Consider the following 21184-nt stretch of genomic DNA (forward strand, 5'->3'; position numbering starts at 1 on the left):
TAATCTTTTATGGATTTAAATACTGGGTTTAATAAAAATGATATTTACTCAACTAATTGGGATGTAATTGTTATTGGAGCAGGAGCTGCGGGTTTGATGTCTTCTCTTGAATTGCCATCAAATCTGAAAATTTTACTTTTAAACCGCAATACCAGTAAGCGTTCTTCTAGTCGATGGGCACAAGGAGGAATGGCTGCTGTGACTCGAATTGAAGATAGCGAGGATATTCATGCTAACGACACAATCAAAGCTGGGGCAGGACTTTGTGATTCAGAAGCAGTTCAGATGTTTGTTCAGAGTGCTCCGAGATTAGTAGATAGACTTATGAAACTAGGAATGGAATTTGATAGAACCTCTGGAAAATTATCTACAACTCTTGAAGCTGCTCACACGCATAGAAGAGTACTGCACGTAAAAGATAGAACTGGTAAGGCATTGGTTGATGTTCTTAACGAGCAAGTTGATCAAAGAGGTAATGTTCTGCATCAAAGAGGAATAAGAGTTACTCAGATTTGGGTTGAAAGAGGAAAATGCTCCGGGGTACAAGTTCTAGATGGACCAGCTTTGCGTTGGATCCAAGCAAAGGCAGTTGTTTTAGCTACTGGCGGCGGAGGTCATTTATTTGCGAATACTACAAATCCAACTCAAGCAGCAGGTGAGGGAATTGCTCTGGCTTGGAGATCTGGGGCTTGCATAGAGGATCTCGAATTTTTTCAGTTTCACCCAACTGCTCTGAAATTGGATAATGCGCCTTCGTTTTTGATTTCTGAAGCGGTAAGAGGAGAGGGTGCAGTTTTAGTTGATTCATTCGGAGAGAGTCCCGTAGCTCATCTTGAAGGGAAAGATCTTGCATCAAGAGATCAAGTCAGCAGGGCATTATTTCAAGCGATGCAAAAGCAAAAAGTTGATCACATTGGTCTTGATGTGAAATCCATTTCTGTTGAAGATGTAGCAGCGCGCTTTCCGTCTATTTTTCAAAGATGCAGAGAGCTTGGCTTAGAACCTTTGAAAGAAGCAATCCCTGTGGCTCCATCTGCTCATTATTGGATGGGTGGTGTGGCTACAAACTTGAAAGCACAAACTAATGTCAAAGGACTTTTCGCGATTGGTGAAGTGGCATGTACTGGCCTGCATGGTGCCAATAGACTGGCAAGTAATTCATTAATGGAATGTTTGGTCTTTGCAAATCAAATGAGAAATATTGAATTAACTGATTATGTAACTTCCGATATTTTAGGAAATAATTTAAGTTTTAATAAATCAGATCTTCGCTTTTCTAAGGAACAAGGAACTAGTTATTTATCAAAAGAAATTGAAAAACTTAGACAATTATGCTGGCGTGCAGCTGGAGTTGATCGATCACGAAAAGGAATGAATTCTGCTCTTATAAAAGTTAAAAGAGATTATGAAAATCTTTTAAACGAGCCCTTATTAAATTTGGTTTTTTCTCAGTCAAAATATGAAATTAATGAATTCGAGGAACTTGCCAGGAGAGATCTTAATTTGCTACTTGATTTGAGTAATCGACAAATGTCAAGTTTGCTTATGTTGGAAGCTTGTTTGTTTCGTGAAGAAAGTAGAGGAGGTCATTTTAGAGATGATTTCCCTACCTCAGTTCCTTTTTGGCAATGTCATACTAGACAAATGAAGGGAAAGAACATTCATACAAGACCCATTGTTGATAAAGCTGGCTTCCCTAAAAATCTTTAGAGTCTTTGTAATTTGTAAGGTCAGCTAATTCTTCTAGGCTTTTCACTCCTGAATCAATTGAGCCATTAATTTCCCAAGAAGGGAAACCAGTTATCCCTTTAGCTTCACAAAGTTCTCTTTTGTTGTTAAAACCATCTTTTGCACACTCAACTAAATTTAATTTTTCTGCAGCTTCTTTTCCGAACATTTCTTTTTGATCATGACAATGTGGACACCAATAAGCGTTATACATGACTGCTCCTTCTTTTGTTAAATGTTCAGCGAGTTTTATTTTGTCAGGAGAACTTATAGCTATTACCGCAGGTGGCATGCCTGAAATATTATTTGAAACTTCCTTGATAGCAGGATCGACTGATGATGACCATATTAGCCCTGCTAAAAGAACTGCTACTGACATAAGAAAACCTCTAAAAAATAATTTACCATAATCTTCCCAACTGCCTCCAATTATATTTAATAATAGGACTGAAAGTGATATAAGAAAAGAAAGAAGACAGAAAAAACAGAAAGCTTTAATTTTAAATATCATTACTGATATTAAAATTAAGCTGAAAATAAAAGTAGATGTAGATATATAAAAAGATCCCCACCATGCAACTTTTGAGATATTATTTTTTTGGTTTTTGAGAATAGGTATTAATGGGAATATTGCCATTAATAATATTAATAAATAACTAATTAAACCTATTAATGATAATGGAATAGAGAAATTATTTGTTTGAAAGAAAGTCCCCCAAGGGCTATTTAAAACTTTATCGCAGCCTCCTAATCCACCTGGACAGTTTAAATTTCCTATGATCCCCCATTTATTTAGTGTTATGGATCCTGTATCTATAACACCAACTGTTGATAATATAGCTATTGCAACTCTCGCCCATTTGGAACCTAGATCTTGGCGTCGACGACTCTTTAGTCTTGAAGGTCCCATGCAGGTGAATTTTAAATAATTGAATATTTTTTATTCTAATGAAGAATTCCTTTTAAGTCTGAATAATTTAAATTAATTCTAATGTTCTGTATATTTTAAGAACCATACATATCTGACTGAGTATTAAATATAAACTTCTTTAACTAATCCAATACTAGTAATAGTGATTTATTTATTCAGATTAATTTGATAGCTTTAAGGGCTTTTTGAATCAAGAATGCTGCAGAAAGGCCTGCTCCAACAAAAACTAAGTAAAAAAGAATTCCCATTTGATTTAAATTTCTCCACTAATAATAGAACATCAGTGCTTTATCGTTTGAATTTATTAATTTTAATCTTGAATATATTGTTTACCAGTGATCAGGCATTGCTCTGCTCGCTGTAGTTCACGACCAATGTAAATCGCATGATCTAAATGACTGATGGGGAATGGACCATGACCCTCGGAGATTTGAATACCTAATTGCTTGGCACTCTTCCCTCTATAAATATTGTTTGGTTGATTTCTACTTTTTGTTTTACACCCAATTGGTTCTCCAGACTTTGGATCAATAGCACGACCTTTTTGATCGATATCATTTAAATAATGTTCAAGTATTAACTCATTTGTTTTGGGTTCAATTTTTATTAAGAAATAACCTTTTGGGTCAAGCTCTATTTGCCGCTTGGATAATTTAGCGTCTAAAAGCTTTATTGAGTTAATTAAGTCTTCTTGAAGATCTGGATTGTTCATTTCTTTAATTTACAAATTAAAAAGAAGATACAAAAGTCACTTATTCTGTAGTCATTAAATTTTTAGATTTCCTGCAAAAAATTATCCTGAAATAAAACTTTTTAAGATTAAAAATATAAGCAGGTTAATAAAAATAAAAGATAAATAAACAATACCTGGATTTTTTAGGCCTGCTGGTGCTGTTAATTCATAGCCAAAAAGAGTAATAACACCTTGAGTCCCTTTATCTTTATAACTAAAAATCCCTTGAGCAAAGAAAGGTTTTTCTTCATTAGAATCGACTGTATCTTTCTCAGTGGAAAGTGATTTGTTGGTCTCAGGAGAATCTAGTAAATTGTTATCTGTCATTGAGATTCAGTCTTTAATTTGTCTGAAGTTACTATGTATTTGATAGTTTTGGCTCTTCAAACTTAAAAGGTACTTCATTATTTGTAGCGTTTATTTGATCAAGCATTAGCTTATTTGCTCTTGGTAGCCATTCTCTAATTAAGGAATCCATAGGTAAGTTGTACCATCTATGAAGACTTGCATTGGGTTTAGCAATAAAACCTCTTCGTTTTTTGTGACTACCTCCTGCTCCAGGGTCAAAATATTTTATTTTATTTGCTATTGCCCACTCAATCGGGGAGTAATAACAAGCTTCAAAATGTAAATTATCTATATTTTTTTCTGCACCCCAATATCGTCCCCAAAGCATATTTTCGTTTTTCACGCATAAGGACATTCCAATTGTTTTATCAATTCCTTCTTCTTTTGCGTCAAATAAAACAATATTTTCTTTGAGTTCTGTTGATCTAAGTTCAGTGAAAAATGATTCCGTGAGGTATTTACTTCCCCATACTCCCCATCTTGAACAATGAAGCTGATAAAAATAATGCATTTTTTTTAAATTCATTACATTTATTTGAGACCCACTAAGAGCTTCAACTTTTACTCCACATTTTTTTATGCTTTCTCTTTCTCTCTTAATATTTCTACGTTGATTGGAATTGAATTTTTGTAAAAAATCAGAAAAACTTTTTTCTTCATTCAATGTCAACAGACTTTGTTGGTTGACCCACTTGGCGCAATTTAGAGATTCAGCTACTTTCATCCATTTAGGATCTACATACAAAAAATTACAACTAAGAATTCCATTTTGTTTGGCAAAACTATCAATTTCAGAGATTAATATTTGTGTTAGGTCTCTATCATTAACTCCTTCTGCAAAAAGAAAGCGATAACCCTCTATTGGACTTAATGGACTCATTCCTATTAGCTTGGGGTAATATTGAAGTCCCATATCTTGAGCTAGTTGAACAAAGGCATTATCAAAAATAAATTCTCCATAACTATGAGATTTAAGATAGAGAGGTGCACATGCAATTAAATCATTTTCACTCCACGCAGAGAGAAATAATGGTTGCCAACCATATTTTGTACTAACACTTTTTGATCTTTCTAATGCATTCAACCAATCCCATTTATAAAAAGGAGTTGAATTTCCTTTTAGGAAATTATTCCAAATAATTTTTGGAATTTCTTGGATTGTGGCATGCCATTTGATTTTTATATTGTTCATTTATTTTATACTAAATCTATATTCAAGATAAATGATTTCTAAAATATCTAATAAGTAATTCGTTATTACCTAGCTTTTGACTTTCTTTTAGAATCCATTTATTCTTTTTATTCATGATTGTACTTAAGTTCCTTAATTCAGATGAAACCCAGCAGTAATCTCCTCCTATAAGATGAGGTGTAATCGTGATTTGTAATTCATCTATTAGATTCTCTAAAAGAAAAGCTGAAATAAGATTTGCACCTCCAAGTAATACAATTTTCGCAATTCCTTTCTGATACAAATCATCAAGAGAATCACGCCAAGTGATTTTTAAATTTATTCTTTTATCGAATCCATCAGGAAGCATAATCTCATTTTTCTTATCTTGCATTTGGAGCAACCATCTTTGAAGAGGTTGTTGAAAAAAAAGCCAATTTTCTGGAAAATCTATTTGATTGCTTGCTATAAGAGCAATTGGCTGTTCGTTCTTGCCTTCTGAAGTTCTTTTTTTTAGTAAGCTTTTATTTTTAATTAAACAAATTGATTGATGATCTCTCAGTGTTTGCCCTCCCATTAAAATCCCATCTGACCAAGCAAGTGATTCTTCTAAAACCAAACGATCACCAGATTGACCTAATTGAGTTTTTCCTCCTTCTGGATATGCGATACGTCCATCAATACTAGAAGCTAAAACTAATTTAACCCATTTTTTTTTCAATTATCTCAGCAAACGAACCTGATTCTTAGAGTCTTTGGTATCGATTGTTGATTCAGGTACGTTTGCATAAACTTCTGCAGCATTATTAGGACTTTCCTGTAGTTTTATCTTATATAAATTAGCCCCAATCGCATTAATTGGATTAGTTAATTTATCTGAAATGTGTAATGCAATATTTTCAGCTGTAGGTACACAATTTGCAAAATAAGGAATGTCTTTATTTAAAAAGGTATGATCAAAAGGTTCTACAACTAAATCATTTATTAAACTATTTAATGCAGATAAATCACATATCATTCCAGTTCTAGGATTAATCTTCCCTTTGACAGTTATATCTACTAAGTAATTGTGACCATGTCCATTAGGTCGAGCACATTTTCCGAATATTTTTTCGTTTTCGGTTTGAGGTAGGTCTTCTCTGGCTAAGCGATGAGCAGCTGAAAAGTGTGTTTGAACTGTTAAATAAGCATCCATAGCATTTCCTTGATAGTCAGCCCAGAGTTTTGGGTTTTCGTAAAGACGAAGAGATTTTAGGGGTAAGTGAGATTTAAGGCGCTCCCATATAATACGAACTAAACTTTCAGTTGTGGGCAAGCAACCTTCGGGTTTAGAAAGGTCAAACTCAGGCCATGTGTCATTTAAAAAACGAAAGTCAAGCTGACTTGTTACTTCATTTTTTATGGCATGTTTTACATCTGAAAGGTTTAAGACCATGCCATATTTATTAAGATCTCCTTCCATGGTTACGATTAACTCGTAATTATGTCCGTGGCCAGGAGCTATTGAGCATGGGCCAAACAAAGCTGAATTATCATCATCAGATAATTCAGGAAGCCTATAAAGGTGGCTTGCGCTAAAGCAGGCTCGCCTTGTAATTACACAGGTTCTCCCCTCTCCGTGAGGGAAATTCGATGTGATTGCTTCCATAAATTTTTCACATCAACATACATCTTAATAACTTTTAGTTACTTCTGTCTTTATGGCTGTCCAATCAACCCCTAAAACTCTTAAAGAAAAGTTAGGTGGTCGAAATATATTTTTGATAGGAATGATGGGTTCTGGCAAAAGTCAAACGGGTCCAGTTCTAGCAAAAATGATCAATTATGCTTTTGTTGATACTGATGATGTTATAGAAAAAGCGTCTAAACAATCTATTTCATCTATTTTTGAAAAAGATGGAGAAAAAGTCTTTAGGGATGTTGAAAAAAAAGTTTTAAAAGAAATTAGTCAACATCATTCTCTTGTAATTGCGACCGGAGGTGGTTTAGTTACCTTGCCTGAAAACTGGGGCATTCTTCATCAAGGAATAGTTATTTGGTTAGATCTTGATTTGAGACGTTCAATTAAACGATTAGAAAGTGATCACAAGAGACGCCCTTTACTACTTGGAGATAATTTAGCTGAGAATTTTAGTCAGATTTATGAAAGTAGAAAACCAATATATTTAGAGTCAGATTTGAGAATAGAAGTTGAGGATCAATCACCATATGAGGTCGCTACTATGGTTGCTGAACATTTGCAAAGCATCCTTATCGACCAGGAGCCTCAAGCCGAACGGCATACCACTGAATTGTAAAACCTGTTTTGATTTCTAGGTCGCAGGCTGTATCAAGTAAATGTTGAGCCGCTTCTGCTATTGAAGACTTACAGTCAAGATCCAATGGTAATGAATCGAATTTATTTAACCAAGATTGAAGCCATAAAAGAGTTTGTTCTTTATCCAGGAATTGTTCACTTTCGCCAGGAACCAAAACAACATAATTATCCATTTCTCTAATTAAAGGATCAGACATGAGACAGAAATTTTTCTTTTTTTTAATTTCTATTTTAATTGTTTTTACTTACACAGTTTCTGCACTTGCTGAAAGTAGCCTTGAAATAAATAATTTTCAACGATCTAAGCTTTACGAACGCAAATCAATCTGGCCTGATTGGCGCCTTCCATCTTCCATTAAGCGCCCAGGATTGAAAGATGATTTAATTTACCCTGATTGGTTTGAAGGTGTATGGGATGTTACTAGCGAGATAGAAAGTGATCAGAATCAAGAACCTATTATTCATTCCGCTAAATTTATTCACAATACTTCTGGTGATTTAATAGCTGACCGTGAATACAACACTAAGTCTTATGCTTTGAGCACAAAGACTGGTGGTTTTTTATCAGTAAAGAATGATCCTAAATCTCCTAATCGTCAGTTTGCTAAATTAACCGAAGATAGGTATTTAGAGACAAAGATTATAGGAAGACTGCAAGAAAAAATAGACAATAATATTTTTATTACTGATGAATTAATTTTACAAATTTTTCATACACCAGAATTTAGCAGGGTTAGCCAGGTCGAAACATTAACTGAATTTAAAAAATGTGGATCTATTCAAAATAATAAAATAAATATGAGTGATTTTAATATTTGTGGAGAACAATTTCAGGCGATTTATAATCAACCTGGGCAAAATCTGATTTCTTTGCCAATTAAAACAGAGAAATCCAAATTAATACTTAGAAAGACTAATGATGATTAGTTATTGCTAATTGATCTTCAATGAAGTCTCTCCATTTAAAAAGATTTTGCAGACTTGGATCTTTTACATATATAGAACAACCTTGGCCAGTTAGATTTTCTCCAGATGAATTTGGAAATTTGAGTAGTGATAAGTGTGATGCTACAGAAATATCAGCAATAGAAAGCTTGTCTCCAATAAGAAAGTTTTCTTGATTAATTAAATTTGATAGGTTTTCTAGATTTAATGTTAGAGATTCTTTTTCTTTCTGGTTTATTAATCCAGAAATTTGACTAGCAATCTTTGTAGGAATATTAAAAAGAGGTTTTTGCATAGAATCCGAAATTTTATTTGAGAATAAAGAGGAAATCAATTTTGGATTCTTCGACAGCTCTTCCAAAAAGACAATTTTTATAGATTTTGCCAAAGTTGTATCTGCCCAATTCTCAATTATTTGGACTTGAGAGGCTTCCTTTAGACCCTCTGGAATTAATTTTGGTTCTATTTCAATTTTCTCTAAGTGTCGTATTATTGAGCTTGAATCATGGATTATTGTTTCGTTATCAAAAAGCACGGGTAATTTTTTTTGTCCTGTTTTTTGAAAGATATCTATTTGCCCAACGGCTGGAGTTATCTCAACGGTTCGATATGCAAGCTTTTTTGCAGCCAAAGCCATTCTTACTTTCAAGCAATAAGGTGAGTGCCTAAATTGATGAAGTTCCAACATTTTAGGTTCCTTCAAATGGTTAGCAGAGTAGCTATTAATTCAGTCTTTTGGTGGTGAAAAATGGGTGAGTTTTTTTCTAATGTTTCTAGATATCCAAAATATCTCATCACGATAGTCTTGGGGGTTTTCACAGCTGCAATTTCTCCATTAATTAAACGAGGTAGTAATCCGATCACAGCGATTGCTCTCGTTGGGGCGTTGTTAAGCGGACTTCTGACAATAGGTTTCTTATTAAAGGCTATGGCTTTTCCTCAAGCAATTACTTAGTTATGGCCAATTCAAGAAGGGTTGAAAAATTAGCAGCTTTACTAAAAAGAGAAGTTAGTGAGCTTTTAGTTAATGGGATTAGAGATGAAAGAATTCATCAAGCTATGATTACCATTACATCTGTTGAAGTTTCAGGTGATTTACAGCATGCAAAAATTTTTATCAGTCTTTTTGGTGAAGAGAAAAAAAAGGATGAAGTATTAGTTGGTTTAGAGGAAGCAAAGGGATTTATTCGTGCTGAGCTTGCTCAAAGACTTCAAATGAGAAGATCTCCTGAGCTTGTATTTAAGATTGATAAAGGTATGACAAAAGGTCCTGCAGTTTTAGATCTTCTCAATGCATTAGAACTGGAACGTAAAAGTAAAGACTTATAGATCAATCAAAATTCTTGATGAATAAATCTGATCTTAGAAGACAAGTAGCTGAATTATTTATAGTTCGAGCAAGTGGATTTAATCTTGATTCGCAACGTCTATACCCTAACTTAGAGGAATCTAATTCAAATCTAAAAAGACTTTTAGAAGAAGGTGTTGGTGGAGTTATTGTTCTAGGGGGAACTGTAAAAGAATTAGAAATTCGTTGCAATATCTTGAAAAAATGGTCTGGTAGACCTCTTCTTTTATGTGCTGACATTGAGGAAGGTGTTGGTCAAAGATTTTATGGAGGAACAAAGTTTGTTCCTCCAATGGGTATTGCTCAGATTTATAAAAAAGATCAAACTTTAGCAATTTCTATTGCTGAGAAAATTGGTTATTTTACTGGTAAAGAAGCAAAAAAAATTGGTTTAAATTGGCTATTAGCCCCAGTCTGTGATATTAATAACAATCCAAATAACCCAGTTATAAATCTAAGAGCTTGGGGAGAAGAGCCTGAAACAGTAAAAAGTTTAACTTCTGCTTTTCAGCGGGGTGTTTCTAGATCAAAAATGCTGACTTGTGCAAAACATTTTCCTGGTCATGGAAATTCTGAAGTTGACTCTCACTTGGATTTACCAGAAATACATCATGACTTATCTAAATTAGAGAAATTTGAGTTAATTCCATTTAAGTCTTTAATCAATCAAGGAGTAAATAGTGTCATGATCGGGCATTTACTTTTTCCAAAGATTGATCCTATTTTTCCTGCAACACTTTCAAAAAGAGTGGTTACCGATTTGTTACGTATCAAATTTAAATACGATGGTTTAGTTGTCAGTGATGCCTTAGTTATGAATGCAATAACAAATAAATATAGTAGTGGTAAGGCTGCAGTTATGGCATTTGATGCAGGAATTGATTTGATTATGATGCCAAAAGATATTGATGAGGCAATAGATTCTCTTACCGATGCTTTTTATTCAGGAAAAATTTCTTTAGAAAGGTTAAATATATCTAGAGAAAGAAGAAAAAAACAACTTGATTTAGTTAGCAACGAAGCGGATTTCAAAAAAGAAGATTTGAACAATGAAGATATTAAAAATAAATTTTTATTGGATGCCTCTAAATTTAGTAATTCTATAATAAAAAGTTCAATTTTTGTCCGAGAAGAAAGTACTATAAAAGCTGAATATAATGATATAAATCTTATACAAATTGATAATTTTGATCAAGTAGCTAATAAATTTATTCCTGCATTAGATTTCCCTAAGGCAGTAGGTTTTAAAAATTTAATTATACATCCACTTGGTATCAGTCCGTGGGGAAAAACTAATAAGAATTTTTTAGAACTGGGGCAATTTAGTAATAGTAAGATTCTTGTTCAGCTTTTTGTGAGAGGTAAACCATTTATTGGATTAGATTATCATAATGATCATTGGATAGACACTATAGAAAAATTAGAATTTGAGCAAAGATTATCAGGAATTATAATATATGGGTGTCCATATTTATTTGATAAAATAAAAAAAACTATTCATAAAAATATTCCTTTAGCTTATAGCCCTAGTCAAACAGAGGAAGCACAAAATCAAATTTTAAGTCGTATTTTGCAATCAAAAACAACTCAAAAGGAAATTGATAAAGAATCAAGCATAGAATTTACTGATTGAAAATTGTTTGATAGAAAATTTAGTCTTTAAGAAAAAGCTTATTATTATTTAAGTGAATACATAGTTATTCTTTAGACTTCCTAAGAATGAAGCATACAGAAATGTCTTTAACCGACAAGAAGATAATTATTACTCGTGCCCAAGAACAGACTTCAGAGGCTCGTAAGATCTTTAGAAAAAATGGAGCTGAGGTATTTGATCTTCCTTCATTAGTTATTGGACCTCCTGATGACTGGGCTCCTTTGGATGATGCTTTAAAGAAAATCTCAACCTTTGATTGGATTATCTTTTCTAGCGCAAATGGTGTTAGAAATGTTGAAGATAGAATGAGAGAAATTGGATTATCTTTGTCGAAAATTTCTAAGACTATTCAAATTGCTGCTGTAGGAAGAAAAACAGCTTCTTTGTTATCAGATATGGATGCAGAGATTAGTTTTGTTCCTCCTAGTTTTGTTGCAGATAGCTTGCTTGAATATTTCCCTCAGAATCAAAAAGGTTTAAAATTATTTATTCCAAGAGTACAAACCGGCGGCAGATCAATATTATCTGACTCTTTCAGGTTAAACGGAGCAGAGGTTACTGAAGTAGCTGCTTATGAATCTTCTTGTCCTAAAGATGTACCTCAAAAGACTATAGAAGCTTTGAAGAGTGGAGAAATAGATATTATTGCTTTTACTAGTGGTAAAACAGTAATAAATACTGTTAGCTTATTTAATAAATACTTTGGTGGAAATTGGTTTAAATTGATTGAAAAGATTAAACTTGTTTCGATTGGACCTCAAACAACTATTAGTTGTAAAAAACTTATTAGAAAACCTGATAAAGAGGCTGAACCTCATGATCTAGAAGGATTATTAAATGCTTGCCTAGAACTAAAATTTAATTAAATTCAAGCTGATTTTTCTACGAGTTCTTTAAACCCGTCAAGATTTTTCTGTAATTCTTTTGTGACCATCCCTCCAAGAATATTTGCTTTCATTAGATTTGCTAAAACTTGAGGCAATTCATAAGATATTTTTAATTTAACTACAGTTTTAGAGCTCTCTTCATTATAAAACCGTACTGCCCCCTTAGTAGGTAAACCACCAACTGATTTCCATTCCAATTTCTCTGCTTCTACTCTTTCTGTGATTTGAGCTTTCCATTTAAAACGAAAGCCATTAGCTGCAAGTGTCCACTCTGTTAAATCAGGAAGCGTAGAGGTTTTTTGATCGACTGCCTTAACCGACTCAATCCAAGTCATCCACAAAGGCATCGAATCTAAATCACTCCAAAACTTCCAAACAAGTTCAACTGGAGCATGAATTTCAGTTATCACTGTGTGATCAAGCCACTTTCCCATTTCTTAAGCAACCGAAGGATTTTTTGCTAGTGAAACAGACTTTGAGAGCATTGCTGAAGCAGCAAGATGTCCGCTCATTGTTGCTCCTTCCATAGAGTCAATGTAGTCCTGTTTTGTGTAACTGCCTGCTAAGAAGAAATTACTAAAAGAAGTTTTTTGATCTGGTCTATATGGCTCCATTCCAGGAGCCTCTCTGTAGAGAGAATGAGAAACCTTGACCACATTGCTCCACAAAAGCTTTAAATCTCTTGAAGAAGGGAAAAGTGTCCTAACTTGTAAATCAGTATGTTTTACAAGTTCATCAGAGGACTTGGTGATCCATGGATCTCCAGGGGTTAAAACGCATTGCAGTAAAGAGCCCTGACCTTCTTTTTTATAGTCTTCTGGGCTTGATAAGGCTAAATCTGCAAAACAACTAAAATCAGCATCGGCTGTGTATAACAAGTTGTCTAAACCAGATGGATTGTTTAGGTTTTTTTGAGCTTGTTTATTATTGATCTCTGTTACCCAGCCATCATATCTAAGTTGAACAGTCGCAACTGGAACAGCATCAAGCTTAAAAAGTAAGTCGAACTCTTTAAAACGTCTCCATGATCTAGGAATTATTCTTTTTATACCAGACACATCGCAAGCAGCTAGATATTTGTCTGCTTGAATTTTTTTTTCACCCTCGGGAGTTTGGAGAGTTATTCCAGTAACAGATGGATGATCAGAGTCATCTGAATGAATTTCTTTAACAATATTTTCTAAGTGAAGTCTTCCGCCTCTTTGTTCAATGTAATCGAGTATTGGCTTAGTTAGCCATTTGTGGGGTGATCCCTTCAATAGGTTGAGCTTGGATGCCTCTGTCTTAGAAGCGAACATCATAAAGATGGTAAGCATGCATCTTGCAGAAATGGCTTCACAATCAATGAATCCCAGCGCATATGCAATCGGATTCCACATCCTTTTGATACTATTTATGCTTCCTCCATGGTTCAGAAACCATTTTTGAAAGCTTATAGAATCTAGTGATCGTATTGTTTTCATCGCACCCTCGTAGTCAATCAGCCCTCTTACTATCGGACTTGTTCCAAGTGCAAGAGCATTCCTTAGTTTGTCAATCCAATTTAATTGAGGTGTAGTGAAGAAGGCTTTTAAGCCGTTAAAAGGAGCTCCCGCAAAAAATCTAAAATCAAGTGATTTAATGTCACCGCCCTTATTAACAAAAAGGTGAGTGTGGTCTTTTGGTAAAAGATTTTCAAACGCGCCTACTTTTCTCATTAATTCAAACAGATTTGCATAGTTGAAAAAGAAGACATGCAAACCCATCTCTATGTGATTGCCATCGGAATCTTCCCAGCTTCCAACTTTGCCTCCCATAAAAGGTTTTGCTTCGTATAGGTCGACGTCATGTCCTTCATCAACAAGGTCAACTGCAGCAGTTAATCCTGCTAAACCTGCACCTATTATTGCGATTTTCACTCGTTTAATTAGATGGATATACTAACTCTATGAATAAAAACTCTTTTTTGGCACTTTTAAAATCGAATATAATTAATAGAGTGTTATTAAAGTTCAGAAAAAACAATGATTGAATCAAACGCACCGCCCACAACTCATAAAGCTCAAGATGGCAAAGGAGTTCTTATTACCACTCCTGCTTTGGATCAGTTGTCTAGACTTTGCAAAGAACAAGGCTCAGGGAAATTACTGAGAGTGGGAGTACGTTCTGGAGGATGCAGTGGTATGAGTTACACAATGGACTTTGTGTCTGATGATGATATTCAAAAAGATGATGAAGTCTATGAATATTCAGTAGGCACAAGTTCTTTTAAAGTGATTTGTGATCCAAAGAGTCTTTTGTACATATATGGTATGCAGTTAGATTTCAGTACAGATTTAATTGGTGGAGGTTTTAACTTTACTAATCCCAATGCGTCACAAACTTGTGGCTGTGGAAGTTCCTTTGCAGTTTAACTTTAACTAAAAGAATTATTTTTAAATAACAATGGATCAACCAGATGAAAGCCTTTTTGAAGAAGCCCTAAATCGTTATAAGGCTGGTTCACCAGCAGATGAATTGATTGAAGATTTTCAGAAAATAGCTTCTTCTACTCCAAATAATGCTGCTGCATGGACATGCTTGTCTTGGTTGCAATTATTATGTGACTCGCCTCAGGAAGCCTTGCGCTCTGCTCGGTATGCAGTGAAACTTAACGGTCAAGATCCGCAGTCAAGGATAAATTTGAGTCTTGCTTTGTTAGAAACTAATTCTAAAGGAGTTCGAGATCATATTGATTATGTCAAAAGAGCTATGCTGGTTCTTCCTGAATTAGAAAAAGAATTAAAAGAATCATTTGAAGATGGTCTTTCACGAAAACCTGATTGGAAAACGTTACTGAAAATAAAAAATTGGTTAGACCTTTGATTTCTAAATAGATTCCAATAAAAATTTTAAGCTAATATTGATTTGAAAGCCTCATTAATCATGGGGAAATTGAATTTAAATTTGAGTTTATTTAATCTTTGAGTTTGTACATTTTGTCCCTCTAAAACTACACGAGCTCCATCTCCTAAAATTAACTTCAATATTGGCGCAGGAACTGCGAAAAGACTTGGTCTGCCGAGTACTTGACCAAGTGAATTAGAGAACTCATTCATTCGTACAGGATTGGGTGCAACACCATTAACGACACCTGACCAAGCAGAATTTTTCACACTTTCGTTAATAAGATTACAAAGATCTGTTCTATGTATCCAGCTCATCCATTGTTTTCCATCTCCTATAGGACCTCCAAGACCAGCTCTAAAAATGGGGAGCATTTTCCCAAGTGCTCCGCCATCTTTAGCTAATACGATTCCAATTCTCACAATTAAAAGACGAGTCGCTCTAGGTTTGTTTTTTGCACTAGATTCCCATTCTTTGCATAAATTTGCTAAAAAATCATCACCTTGAATATTCTCTTCAGTGAATTCAGTTTGAGGATTTGAACCATAGAAACCAATAGCTGAGGCATTAATAAGAACTTTTGGGGGTTTTCTTAGATTCCGTAGGCTTTTAATCAGATTCTTTGTCGTCTCTATGCGACTATTTGTAATTTCTTTACAATGATCGGTAGTCCATCTTTTTTCAGCAATAGGTTCGCCAGCAAGATTGATAACCCCTTCGCAACTTTTAAGAGAGTTTTGAATTTCTTCTTTATCCCAAGACGAGGACTCAGCTGGATTCATTTGTATGAAATTGATGTTTTGTTCATTAGGTATGGTTTGAATTTTTCCTTTTGATTGTCTCGATATGACTGTGAGGCTATGTCCTTCCTTAATGAGTAAAGGAATTAATTCTCTTCCGATAAAACCAGTACATCCAGTGAGTAGTAATTTCATGATTTCTCTAATCAGATTTGATCAGCTTAGAGGGATTTTGATTAACTTATGGTGTTGATCCATCAAGAATATTTGCGTTATGGAATTTGCATTTAATTAATGAAACGATTTTTACCATTTTGTTTTAACTGCTATTCTTCATTTAAATCTTTGAATTTAGTCATTAGTCTTTTTTATTAATTATTTAAAATGTCTGAACAAACCGGAAAAGTAGATGATTCACAATCACCTCCAAAGGTACAAAAGAAACTCAGAAAAGGAGATCTTGTAAAAGTTGATCGTGAAAAATATTCTAATAGCTTAGAATCTAAGGCAAGCGACACTAATCTGCCTGAATATATTTTTCAAGGGCCTGGCGAAGTATTATTGATTAAAGGTGATTACTGTCAAGTTAGATGGAGAAGACCAGTCCCTGATGTTTGGATAAATTCTGATCATATAGTCTCATATTAATACATAATTAAAATTGAAACTATCAGTGAAGCCATTCTTTTTTATTACTTTGTAAAAATTTCCTTTTTTTCTTAGCAAAAGCTATCATTGCCTTTCCGTCATGAAGGTAATTGTCTACATAACCCATTGTGTAACGCTCTAATTCATTAATACCATCCTCTACATGTGATAAGCAATGATATAGATCCAAGCTGAAATCTCTTATGATTGAGGGACATGCAAAAGATGTATAAATTTTTTTAATCTTAGTTATTTTATTTTTACTTTGCTCTAGATAGAGGCAGAAAGAATCCATTAATATTTCATCATAAGGATCAGCTGATAAATCTCTTATTTTTGCACCCATAGGGTTAATTATCTGTCCTAATAATTTATCAATAGGGAGGTATATATTCTGGAACCATTTTTTTAAATCTTCAGGTTTAGAGTGACTATTAGCTTCTCTTTTGTATTCATTCTGATTATACAGTTTTGAATTATTAACTTTATTTAAATTCAGATCTTTATGTTTTTTCTTTAATATTTCCCACGCTGAGTTTACCTCGAGCATTACTGCTGAATTTCCTCCTTTGTCTGGATGATGTATTTTTACAAGTTTTCTGTATGCTTTTTTAATCTCTTCTAGTTTTGCGCTGGGATGAACTTTCAATATTTGATATGGGTCTTTGCTCATTGTTTAAAGATTATTTCTTTTTAGAGATACTCATTCCCTTTTACTGGCTTTGCGGGGATGGAAGTAAACATTGTTGTTGATAGATATCTTTCACCAAAACTAGGCAGAATAACAATCAAGCGTTTATTCGCAAACTCAGGTTGATTTCCTACTTTTAAAGCAGCGGCTACTGCAGCACCACTGCTGACACCACTTAGCAATCCCTCTTCTTTGGCAAGTCTTCTGCCTATGTCCATTGCTTCATTATCATTGATTCTTATGACTTCATCAATTTGATTCATATCTAATACATTAGGAATGAAACCAGCCCCAATGCCTTGTATTGCATGAGATCCAGGATTCCCTCCGGACAGAACAGGGCTTGATGAAGGTTCTACTGCAAAAACCTTGATTTTTGGATTTTTTTGTTTTAAGAATCTGGCACAACCTGTGATTGTTCCTCCTGTTCCCACTCCTGCAATTAATGCATCAAGTTTGCCTTCGCAATCTTCCCATATTTCTTCAGCGGTTGTTTTTTCATGAATTTCAGGATTGGATAAATTATCGAATTGCTGAAGCAAGTATGCATTAGGTATAGAGGCTACCAATTCCTTTGCCAGCTGAATAGCGCCTTGGATTCCCTCTTGGCCAGGAGTTAGTTGAAGCTCTGCTCCAAATGCTCTTAACATGGAGCGACGTTCAGTACTCATTGTGTCAGGCATTGTAAGTATGAGCCGATAACCTTTTGCTGCCGCAACCATCGCTAATGCAATTCCTGTGTTTCCGCTAGTTGGTTCAACAAGAACAGTATGTCCAGGTTTGATAGTGCCCTCTTTTTCTGCTGACATCACCATTGCGCCAGCTATGCGGTCTTTTACGGATGCTGTGGGGTTAAAACTTTCTAATTTGGCTATAATTTCAGCCCTACAATCAAATTCATTAGGCAATCGATTCAGTTTGACCAAAGGTGTTTGGCCAACTAAATAAGTTATGTCATTAGCAATGGGCATGGTCTTATTGTAAAAACTTGAATTAGTTTCGAGGCAAAAGTTATTTAATAATTCAATTCTTTTTTAATAATGCTTGAAAATTTGTTATTCAAAAGCTTTATTGGTCTTTTAGAGATATAAATAGGTGGAATAATTCTTTGATATTGACCGAGAGCATTTCCCACAACTGTAGGCCTCCAATTTTATGGATTTTTCTTTTTTGGACCATAGCTTGTGGAATTGCATTTGTCTCGCTGGGTAATTTGCCTTTAAGAGATTTTGATGAAGCAACTGTCGCACGAGTTGCATTGGAATTAAACCAAAAAAGCGGACTAGAACGATTGCTTCCTTCTATCTGGGATAAGCCCTATTTGAATAAACCCCCAGGATTGCATTGGATAATATCCTTTGCAATTGGAATTAGTAGAAATTTCCAAAATAATTTTGATTTTTTACCCTCTGAGTTTTGTATAAGATTTTTCCCAGCACTGTTTTCGACTTTTGTTGTTCCATTGGGTGGGCTTATTCAGTGGAACTTGCGCCCTAAAGATCGAATAGCATGCATAACTACATCAGCAATTTTATTGACTTTGTTGCCAATTATTAGATATGGGAGAATGGCAATGTTGGATGGAACGCAGCTTAGTGCTATTGCACTTTTATGGTTTTGCTTATCATCTATAAAAAATAATAGGCCAACTAATTTTAATTTTTTAGGAGCTGGATTTACATGTAGTTTCATGCTTTTACTTAAAGCCCCTGTAATTATCCCTGCACTATTTGCATCTTTGTTACCTTTAATTTGGGAATATAAGTCAAAAAAATATTTTAATAATTTTTCATGGTCTTGGTTCTTCTATGGACTAATTCCAGGTTTTGCTTGGCATGTATGGAATTTCATTTCATATGGTTCAGGAGCTTTTTGGTTGTGGTGGGGAGATGGTGCAGGAAGAGTTTTATTTGAAAAAGGCTCAGGTAGCGAGCTAGGAGTTTTGGTACCAATAATTGAAATACTTGAAGGGGGATGGCCTTGGATTCTTCTATGGCCAATTGGTTTTTTATGGGCATGCTTCAGCCTTAATACTCGTTGGGGAGTTTGGGCTTTAAGTACTCAAATTATTATTTTAGGAAGTATTTTACCTCTGAAAATGCAACTTCCTTGGTATATTCATCCATTTTGGTTGCCCTTTGCTTTGGTATGTGGACCTCCAGTTTCTTGGTTAATTCACAGAGAAGAGAACGGTTATATTTTCGCTAGAAAAATCTTAAGAAAAATCCCATATATATTTTCTTTAATTGGACTATGCATATTTACTTTTTCTTTATTACTTAAGTTAAATATTTTCAACTTTGGAGAAGGTTACTTTTATGCAATTTTCTTCATAAGTTTAGCTTGGTTTATTGGGGGATTATTATTGTCTAATTCAAGAAAGAATATTAGAAAAATTGGTTTTATTGGATTGATTGTTGGAAGCATAATTGGCTTGTTCTTTTTTGTGAGTTCAAAATTTTGGTTATGGGAAATAAATGAAAATTGGGATGTAAGACCTGTAGCTGAATTTATAGATGGCTTTCCTAATCAACAAATTTTTATTAGAAATAGCTTTGAGCGACCAAGTTTAAATTGGTATGCAAGAAAACAAATCAAAAGTTTTGACGAAGAAAATAAAACTAAATGCAAAGTACTTAAGAAAACTAATGCTTGGGATCTCTATACATGTAATGATTAAATCAAATATTACTATTAACATATTTTTCACTTCTTCTTCTTTTATTTGTAAGAATAAATTAGTAATTAGGGTTTTTTAAAAAGTGTATTGTATTGAGCTTACTATTAAATTAAGTCCTATGCCTTTGGTAGTACAGAGAAAAGAGCATGGAGAGGCTAAGAGGCTTTACTCTGACGTAGTAGGTTCCATCGAAAATGGTAATCCAAGGCTCCTAGAATTGACTTGCGAAAAGGTAGAAGATAAAAGAATTACTGTTCTCGTTAGCGAAATTACAGCTGTACAGATTTATGAAAAGACTAGTAGCAGCACTAGCAAAAGGCCTGGATTTTCACTCCAGAATTAAGAAAAAATAGGAGTCATTCAATTTTGAAACCCACCGCTTGGTCTGGCTATTTGGAATTTGATCAAGTCTCGTTTTCTTGGCCTAATGGAGTCAATGTTATTAATCAATGCTCCTTTTCAATTCTAAAACCTGGTTTGTGGATGCTTGTTGGTGAAAACGGAAGTGGTAAAAGCACCTTGTTTCGCTTGATAAATGGAGGGATACGTCCTAAAAGCGGAAAAATTTTCTGCTCTCTTAGACCATCAATGGTTTATCAAAATCCAGACCATCAATTGCTTATGCCAACATGTAAAAGCGAGTTGATGCTTAGCGTTCCTAAAACCATTACTCAAACCAATCTATTGGATTTAATTCATTCAGCTCTTGAAAAAGTGGACTTGGGTGAAATGTTGGACAGGCCTATTCATACTTTAAGTGGTGGCCAAAAGCAGCGTTTAGCACTTGCTGGAGCAATTGTTAGCAATTCAAATTTACTTTTACTTGATGAACCCACAGCTCTATTGGATCCTCAAAGTCAAAATTCAGTTTTGAAAGTTATGAAAAAATTGACAAGTTCCTCTGCTGATCCAATTACAGCAATATGGGTTACTCATCGATTGGAAGAATTATATTTTTGTGATGGAGCGGCAATTGTTAAAAATGGAGCTATCAGCAATTGGAATTCTGGTTCAAAAGTGTTCCAAGAATTAAAATCACTTGCCCTTAGGTAGCTGGCAAGGGTAAGTTCTTAATGTTGTAATCCTCGGTAGCTCAGCGGTAGAGCGATCGGCTGTTAACCGATTGGTCGCAGGTTCGAATCCCGCCCGGGGAGTTTTTAATGCAAATGTAAATTTGTTTATCCATCAGAATAGATTTGTTTTTTTTGAGTTTCAAAAAAATACTCCTTTATTTGAAAGATAAAAACAAATCTCATAAGAAATTCGTTAGCTTTTTTATCAAAGTTTTGAGAATTCCTTAACAGTAAGACCTTCGAATCGGAAGACTTTCTAAAGACAGTGCAGCGACTTTTCACCTTTTCATGGATAAAAAGGTAGTGGTACTAATTGGTCTTGTCGATTACATCATGGAAAACCAAATTCTTCGAATTCTGCAATAAAAACAAAATTTTGAGAGAATCATAGAAATCTTTAGTAGTCGCTTTGTTGCGGGTACTTT

27 protein-coding genes and 1 tRNA gene are annotated in these 21184 nt (G+C 34.3%); 14 read left to right on the forward strand and 14 right to left on the reverse strand.

All coding sequences use genetic code 11. The features are described from left to right. Window positions 1–9 precede the first annotated feature (9 nt). Window positions 10–1710 (forward strand): L-aspartate oxidase, encoded by a 1701-nt coding sequence (gene nadB / locus PMN2A_RS00730; RefSeq protein WP_011294100.1) that lies wholly within the window; start codon window positions 10–12, stop codon window positions 1708–1710. Here nadB and PMN2A_RS00735 read toward each other — a convergent pair. The 7 genes from PMN2A_RS00735 to PMN2A_RS00765 form a co-directional block, all read right to left on the reverse strand. Next, window positions 1697–2638, reverse strand: a complete 942-nt coding sequence (locus PMN2A_RS00735; RefSeq protein ID WP_011294101.1) for a vitamin K epoxide reductase family protein — start codon at window positions 2636–2638, stop codon at window positions 1697–1699. The genes nadB and PMN2A_RS00735 overlap by 14 nt on opposite strands. Window positions 2639–2814: 176 nt before the next feature. Next, window positions 2815–2907: a cytochrome b6-f complex subunit PetL gene (gene petL, locus PMN2A_RS00740; RefSeq protein WP_011294102.1), complete on the reverse strand. Its 93-nt coding sequence runs from the start codon at window positions 2905–2907 to the stop codon at window positions 2815–2817. 62 nt (window positions 2908–2969) lie between these two features. Then, on the reverse strand, window positions 2970–3371 hold the full coding sequence (locus tag PMN2A_RS00745) for a DUF4346 domain-containing protein (protein WP_011294103.1): 402 nt from the start codon (window positions 3369–3371) through the stop codon (window positions 2970–2972). An 81-nt stretch (window positions 3372–3452) separates the two neighbouring features. Beyond that, window positions 3453–3719 (reverse strand): hypothetical protein, encoded by a 267-nt coding sequence (locus PMN2A_RS00750; protein ID WP_011294104.1) that lies wholly within the window; start codon window positions 3717–3719, stop codon window positions 3453–3455. Window positions 3720–3750: 31 nt separating this feature from the next. Continuing rightward, entirely contained in the window at window positions 3751–4932 is a 1182-nt protein-coding gene (locus PMN2A_RS00755) for a GNAT family N-acetyltransferase (protein ID WP_011294105.1), read from the reverse strand. A 22-nt stretch (window positions 4933–4954) separates the two neighbouring features. Beyond that, window positions 4955–5632 (reverse strand): RibD family protein, encoded by a 678-nt coding sequence (locus tag PMN2A_RS00760; protein ID WP_011294106.1) that lies wholly within the window; start codon window positions 5630–5632, stop codon window positions 4955–4957. Beyond that, window positions 5633–6559, reverse strand: a complete 927-nt coding sequence (locus PMN2A_RS00765) for a 6-pyruvoyl trahydropterin synthase family protein (protein WP_011294107.1) — start codon at window positions 6557–6559, stop codon at window positions 5633–5635. Between the two features lie 52 nt (window positions 6560–6611). Here PMN2A_RS00765 and PMN2A_RS00770 point away from each other — a divergent pair, with 52 nt between their 5' ends. Then, window positions 6612–7208, forward strand: a complete 597-nt coding sequence (locus tag PMN2A_RS00770) for a shikimate kinase (protein ID WP_011294108.1) — start codon at window positions 6612–6614, stop codon at window positions 7206–7208. On the opposite strand, the gene PMN2A_RS00775 is transcribed toward PMN2A_RS00770, so the two are convergent. Further along, window positions 7162–7425, reverse strand: coding sequence for a chlororespiratory reduction protein 7 (locus PMN2A_RS00775; RefSeq protein WP_011294109.1), 264 nt, complete (start codon window positions 7423–7425; stop codon window positions 7162–7164). The two genes, PMN2A_RS00770 and PMN2A_RS00775, sit on opposite strands and share 47 nt — an antisense overlap. On the opposite strand from PMN2A_RS00775, the gene PMN2A_RS00780 reads away from it, so the two are divergent. Next, complete coding sequence (locus PMN2A_RS00780; protein ID WP_011294110.1) at window positions 7424–8155, forward strand: DUF6816 family protein; 732 nt, start codon at window positions 7424–7426, stop codon at window positions 8153–8155. The genes PMN2A_RS00775 and PMN2A_RS00780 overlap by 2 nt on opposite strands. On the opposite strand, the gene PMN2A_RS00785 is transcribed toward PMN2A_RS00780, so the two are convergent. Next, complete coding sequence (locus tag PMN2A_RS00785) at window positions 8142–8876, reverse strand: glutathione S-transferase N-terminal domain-containing protein (protein WP_225866312.1); 735 nt, start codon at window positions 8874–8876, stop codon at window positions 8142–8144. The genes PMN2A_RS00780 and PMN2A_RS00785 overlap by 14 nt on opposite strands. A gap of 45 nt (window positions 8877–8921) precedes the next feature. On the opposite strand from PMN2A_RS00785, the gene PMN2A_RS00790 reads away from it, so the two are divergent. The 4 genes from PMN2A_RS00790 to PMN2A_RS00805 all read left to right on the forward strand — a co-directional run bounded on the left by PMN2A_RS00790 (window position 8922) and on the right by PMN2A_RS00805 (window position 12041). After that, complete coding sequence (locus PMN2A_RS00790) at window positions 8922–9128, forward strand: DUF751 family protein (protein ID WP_011294112.1); 207 nt, start codon at window positions 8922–8924, stop codon at window positions 9126–9128. A 2-nt stretch (window positions 9129–9130) separates the two neighbouring features. After that, the gene (rbfA, locus tag PMN2A_RS00795) at window positions 9131–9502 is read left to right on the forward strand and encodes a 30S ribosome-binding factor RbfA (protein WP_011294113.1); all 372 of its coding nucleotides are present in this window, start codon (window positions 9131–9133) and stop codon (window positions 9500–9502) included. A gap of 17 nt (window positions 9503–9519) precedes the next feature. After that, window positions 9520–11154, forward strand: a complete 1635-nt coding sequence (locus tag PMN2A_RS00800) for a glycoside hydrolase family 3 protein (RefSeq protein ID WP_011294114.1) — start codon at window positions 9520–9522, stop codon at window positions 11152–11154. 86 nt (window positions 11155–11240) lie between these two features. Next, window positions 11241–12041: a uroporphyrinogen-III synthase gene (locus PMN2A_RS00805; protein ID WP_011294115.1), complete on the forward strand. Its 801-nt coding sequence runs from the start codon at window positions 11241–11243 to the stop codon at window positions 12039–12041. Between the two features lie 2 nt (window positions 12042–12043). Here the strand turns inward: PMN2A_RS00805 and PMN2A_RS00810 are convergent, their stop codons facing one another. Both PMN2A_RS00810 and zds read right to left on the reverse strand, forming a co-directional pair. Then, window positions 12044–12496, reverse strand: a complete 453-nt coding sequence (locus PMN2A_RS00810; protein WP_011294116.1) for an SRPBCC family protein — start codon at window positions 12494–12496, stop codon at window positions 12044–12046. A gap of 3 nt (window positions 12497–12499) precedes the next feature. Continuing rightward, complete coding sequence (gene zds, locus PMN2A_RS00815; protein ID WP_011294117.1) at window positions 12500–13960, reverse strand: 9,9'-di-cis-zeta-carotene desaturase; 1461 nt, start codon at window positions 13958–13960, stop codon at window positions 12500–12502. A gap of 105 nt (window positions 13961–14065) precedes the next feature. Between zds and PMN2A_RS00820 the strand changes: the two genes are divergently transcribed. Both PMN2A_RS00820 and PMN2A_RS00825 read left to right on the forward strand, forming a co-directional pair. Continuing rightward, entirely contained in the window at window positions 14066–14455 is a 390-nt protein-coding gene (locus PMN2A_RS00820; RefSeq protein WP_011294118.1) for a HesB/IscA family protein, read from the forward strand. A 31-nt stretch (window positions 14456–14486) separates the two neighbouring features. Beyond that, complete coding sequence (locus PMN2A_RS00825) at window positions 14487–14906, forward strand: tetratricopeptide repeat protein (RefSeq protein ID WP_011294119.1); 420 nt, start codon at window positions 14487–14489, stop codon at window positions 14904–14906. 26 nt (window positions 14907–14932) lie between these two features. Here PMN2A_RS00825 and PMN2A_RS00830 read toward each other — a convergent pair whose 3' ends face one another. Then, complete coding sequence (locus PMN2A_RS00830) at window positions 14933–15862, reverse strand: TIGR01777 family oxidoreductase (RefSeq protein ID WP_011294120.1); 930 nt, start codon at window positions 15860–15862, stop codon at window positions 14933–14935. A gap of 189 nt (window positions 15863–16051) precedes the next feature. On the opposite strand from PMN2A_RS00830, the gene PMN2A_RS00835 reads away from it, so the two are divergent. Further along, the gene (locus PMN2A_RS00835) at window positions 16052–16315 is read left to right on the forward strand and encodes an NAD(P)H-quinone oxidoreductase subunit O (protein ID WP_011294121.1); all 264 of its coding nucleotides are present in this window, start codon (window positions 16052–16054) and stop codon (window positions 16313–16315) included. A gap of 22 nt (window positions 16316–16337) precedes the next feature. Here PMN2A_RS00835 and PMN2A_RS00840 read toward each other — a convergent pair whose 3' ends face one another. Both PMN2A_RS00840 and cysK read right to left on the reverse strand, forming a co-directional pair. Then, entirely contained in the window at window positions 16338–16988 is a 651-nt protein-coding gene (locus PMN2A_RS00840) for a J domain-containing protein (RefSeq protein ID WP_011294122.1), read from the reverse strand. A gap of 20 nt (window positions 16989–17008) precedes the next feature. Further along, window positions 17009–17977: a cysteine synthase A gene (gene cysK, locus PMN2A_RS00845; RefSeq protein ID WP_011294123.1), complete on the reverse strand. Its 969-nt coding sequence runs from the start codon at window positions 17975–17977 to the stop codon at window positions 17009–17011. Window positions 17978–18120: 143 nt separating this feature from the next. Here cysK and PMN2A_RS00850 point away from each other — a divergent pair, with 143 nt between their 5' ends. The 4 genes from PMN2A_RS00850 (at window position 18121) to PMN2A_RS00865 (ending at window position 20840) form a co-directional block, all read left to right on the forward strand. Further along, window positions 18121–19686: an ArnT family glycosyltransferase gene (locus PMN2A_RS00850; protein ID WP_225866313.1), complete on the forward strand. Its 1566-nt coding sequence runs from the start codon at window positions 18121–18123 to the stop codon at window positions 19684–19686. Between the two features lie 82 nt (window positions 19687–19768). Further along, window positions 19769–20029, forward strand: a complete 261-nt coding sequence (locus PMN2A_RS00855) for a hypothetical protein (RefSeq protein WP_011294125.1) — start codon at window positions 19769–19771, stop codon at window positions 20027–20029. A gap of 23 nt (window positions 20030–20052) precedes the next feature. Then, window positions 20053–20739 (forward strand): ABC transporter ATP-binding protein, encoded by a 687-nt coding sequence (locus PMN2A_RS00860; protein ID WP_011294126.1) that lies wholly within the window; start codon window positions 20053–20055, stop codon window positions 20737–20739. A 29-nt stretch (window positions 20740–20768) separates the two neighbouring features. Then, window positions 20769–20840 (forward strand) — tRNA-Asn (locus tag PMN2A_RS00865). Window positions 20841–21184: the final 344 nt, after the last annotated feature.

The sequence above is a fragment of the Prochlorococcus marinus str. NATL2A genome, assembly GCF_000012465.1.
Lineage (GTDB): Bacteria > Cyanobacteriota > Cyanobacteriia > PCC-6307 > Cyanobiaceae > Prochlorococcus_B > Prochlorococcus_B marinus_B.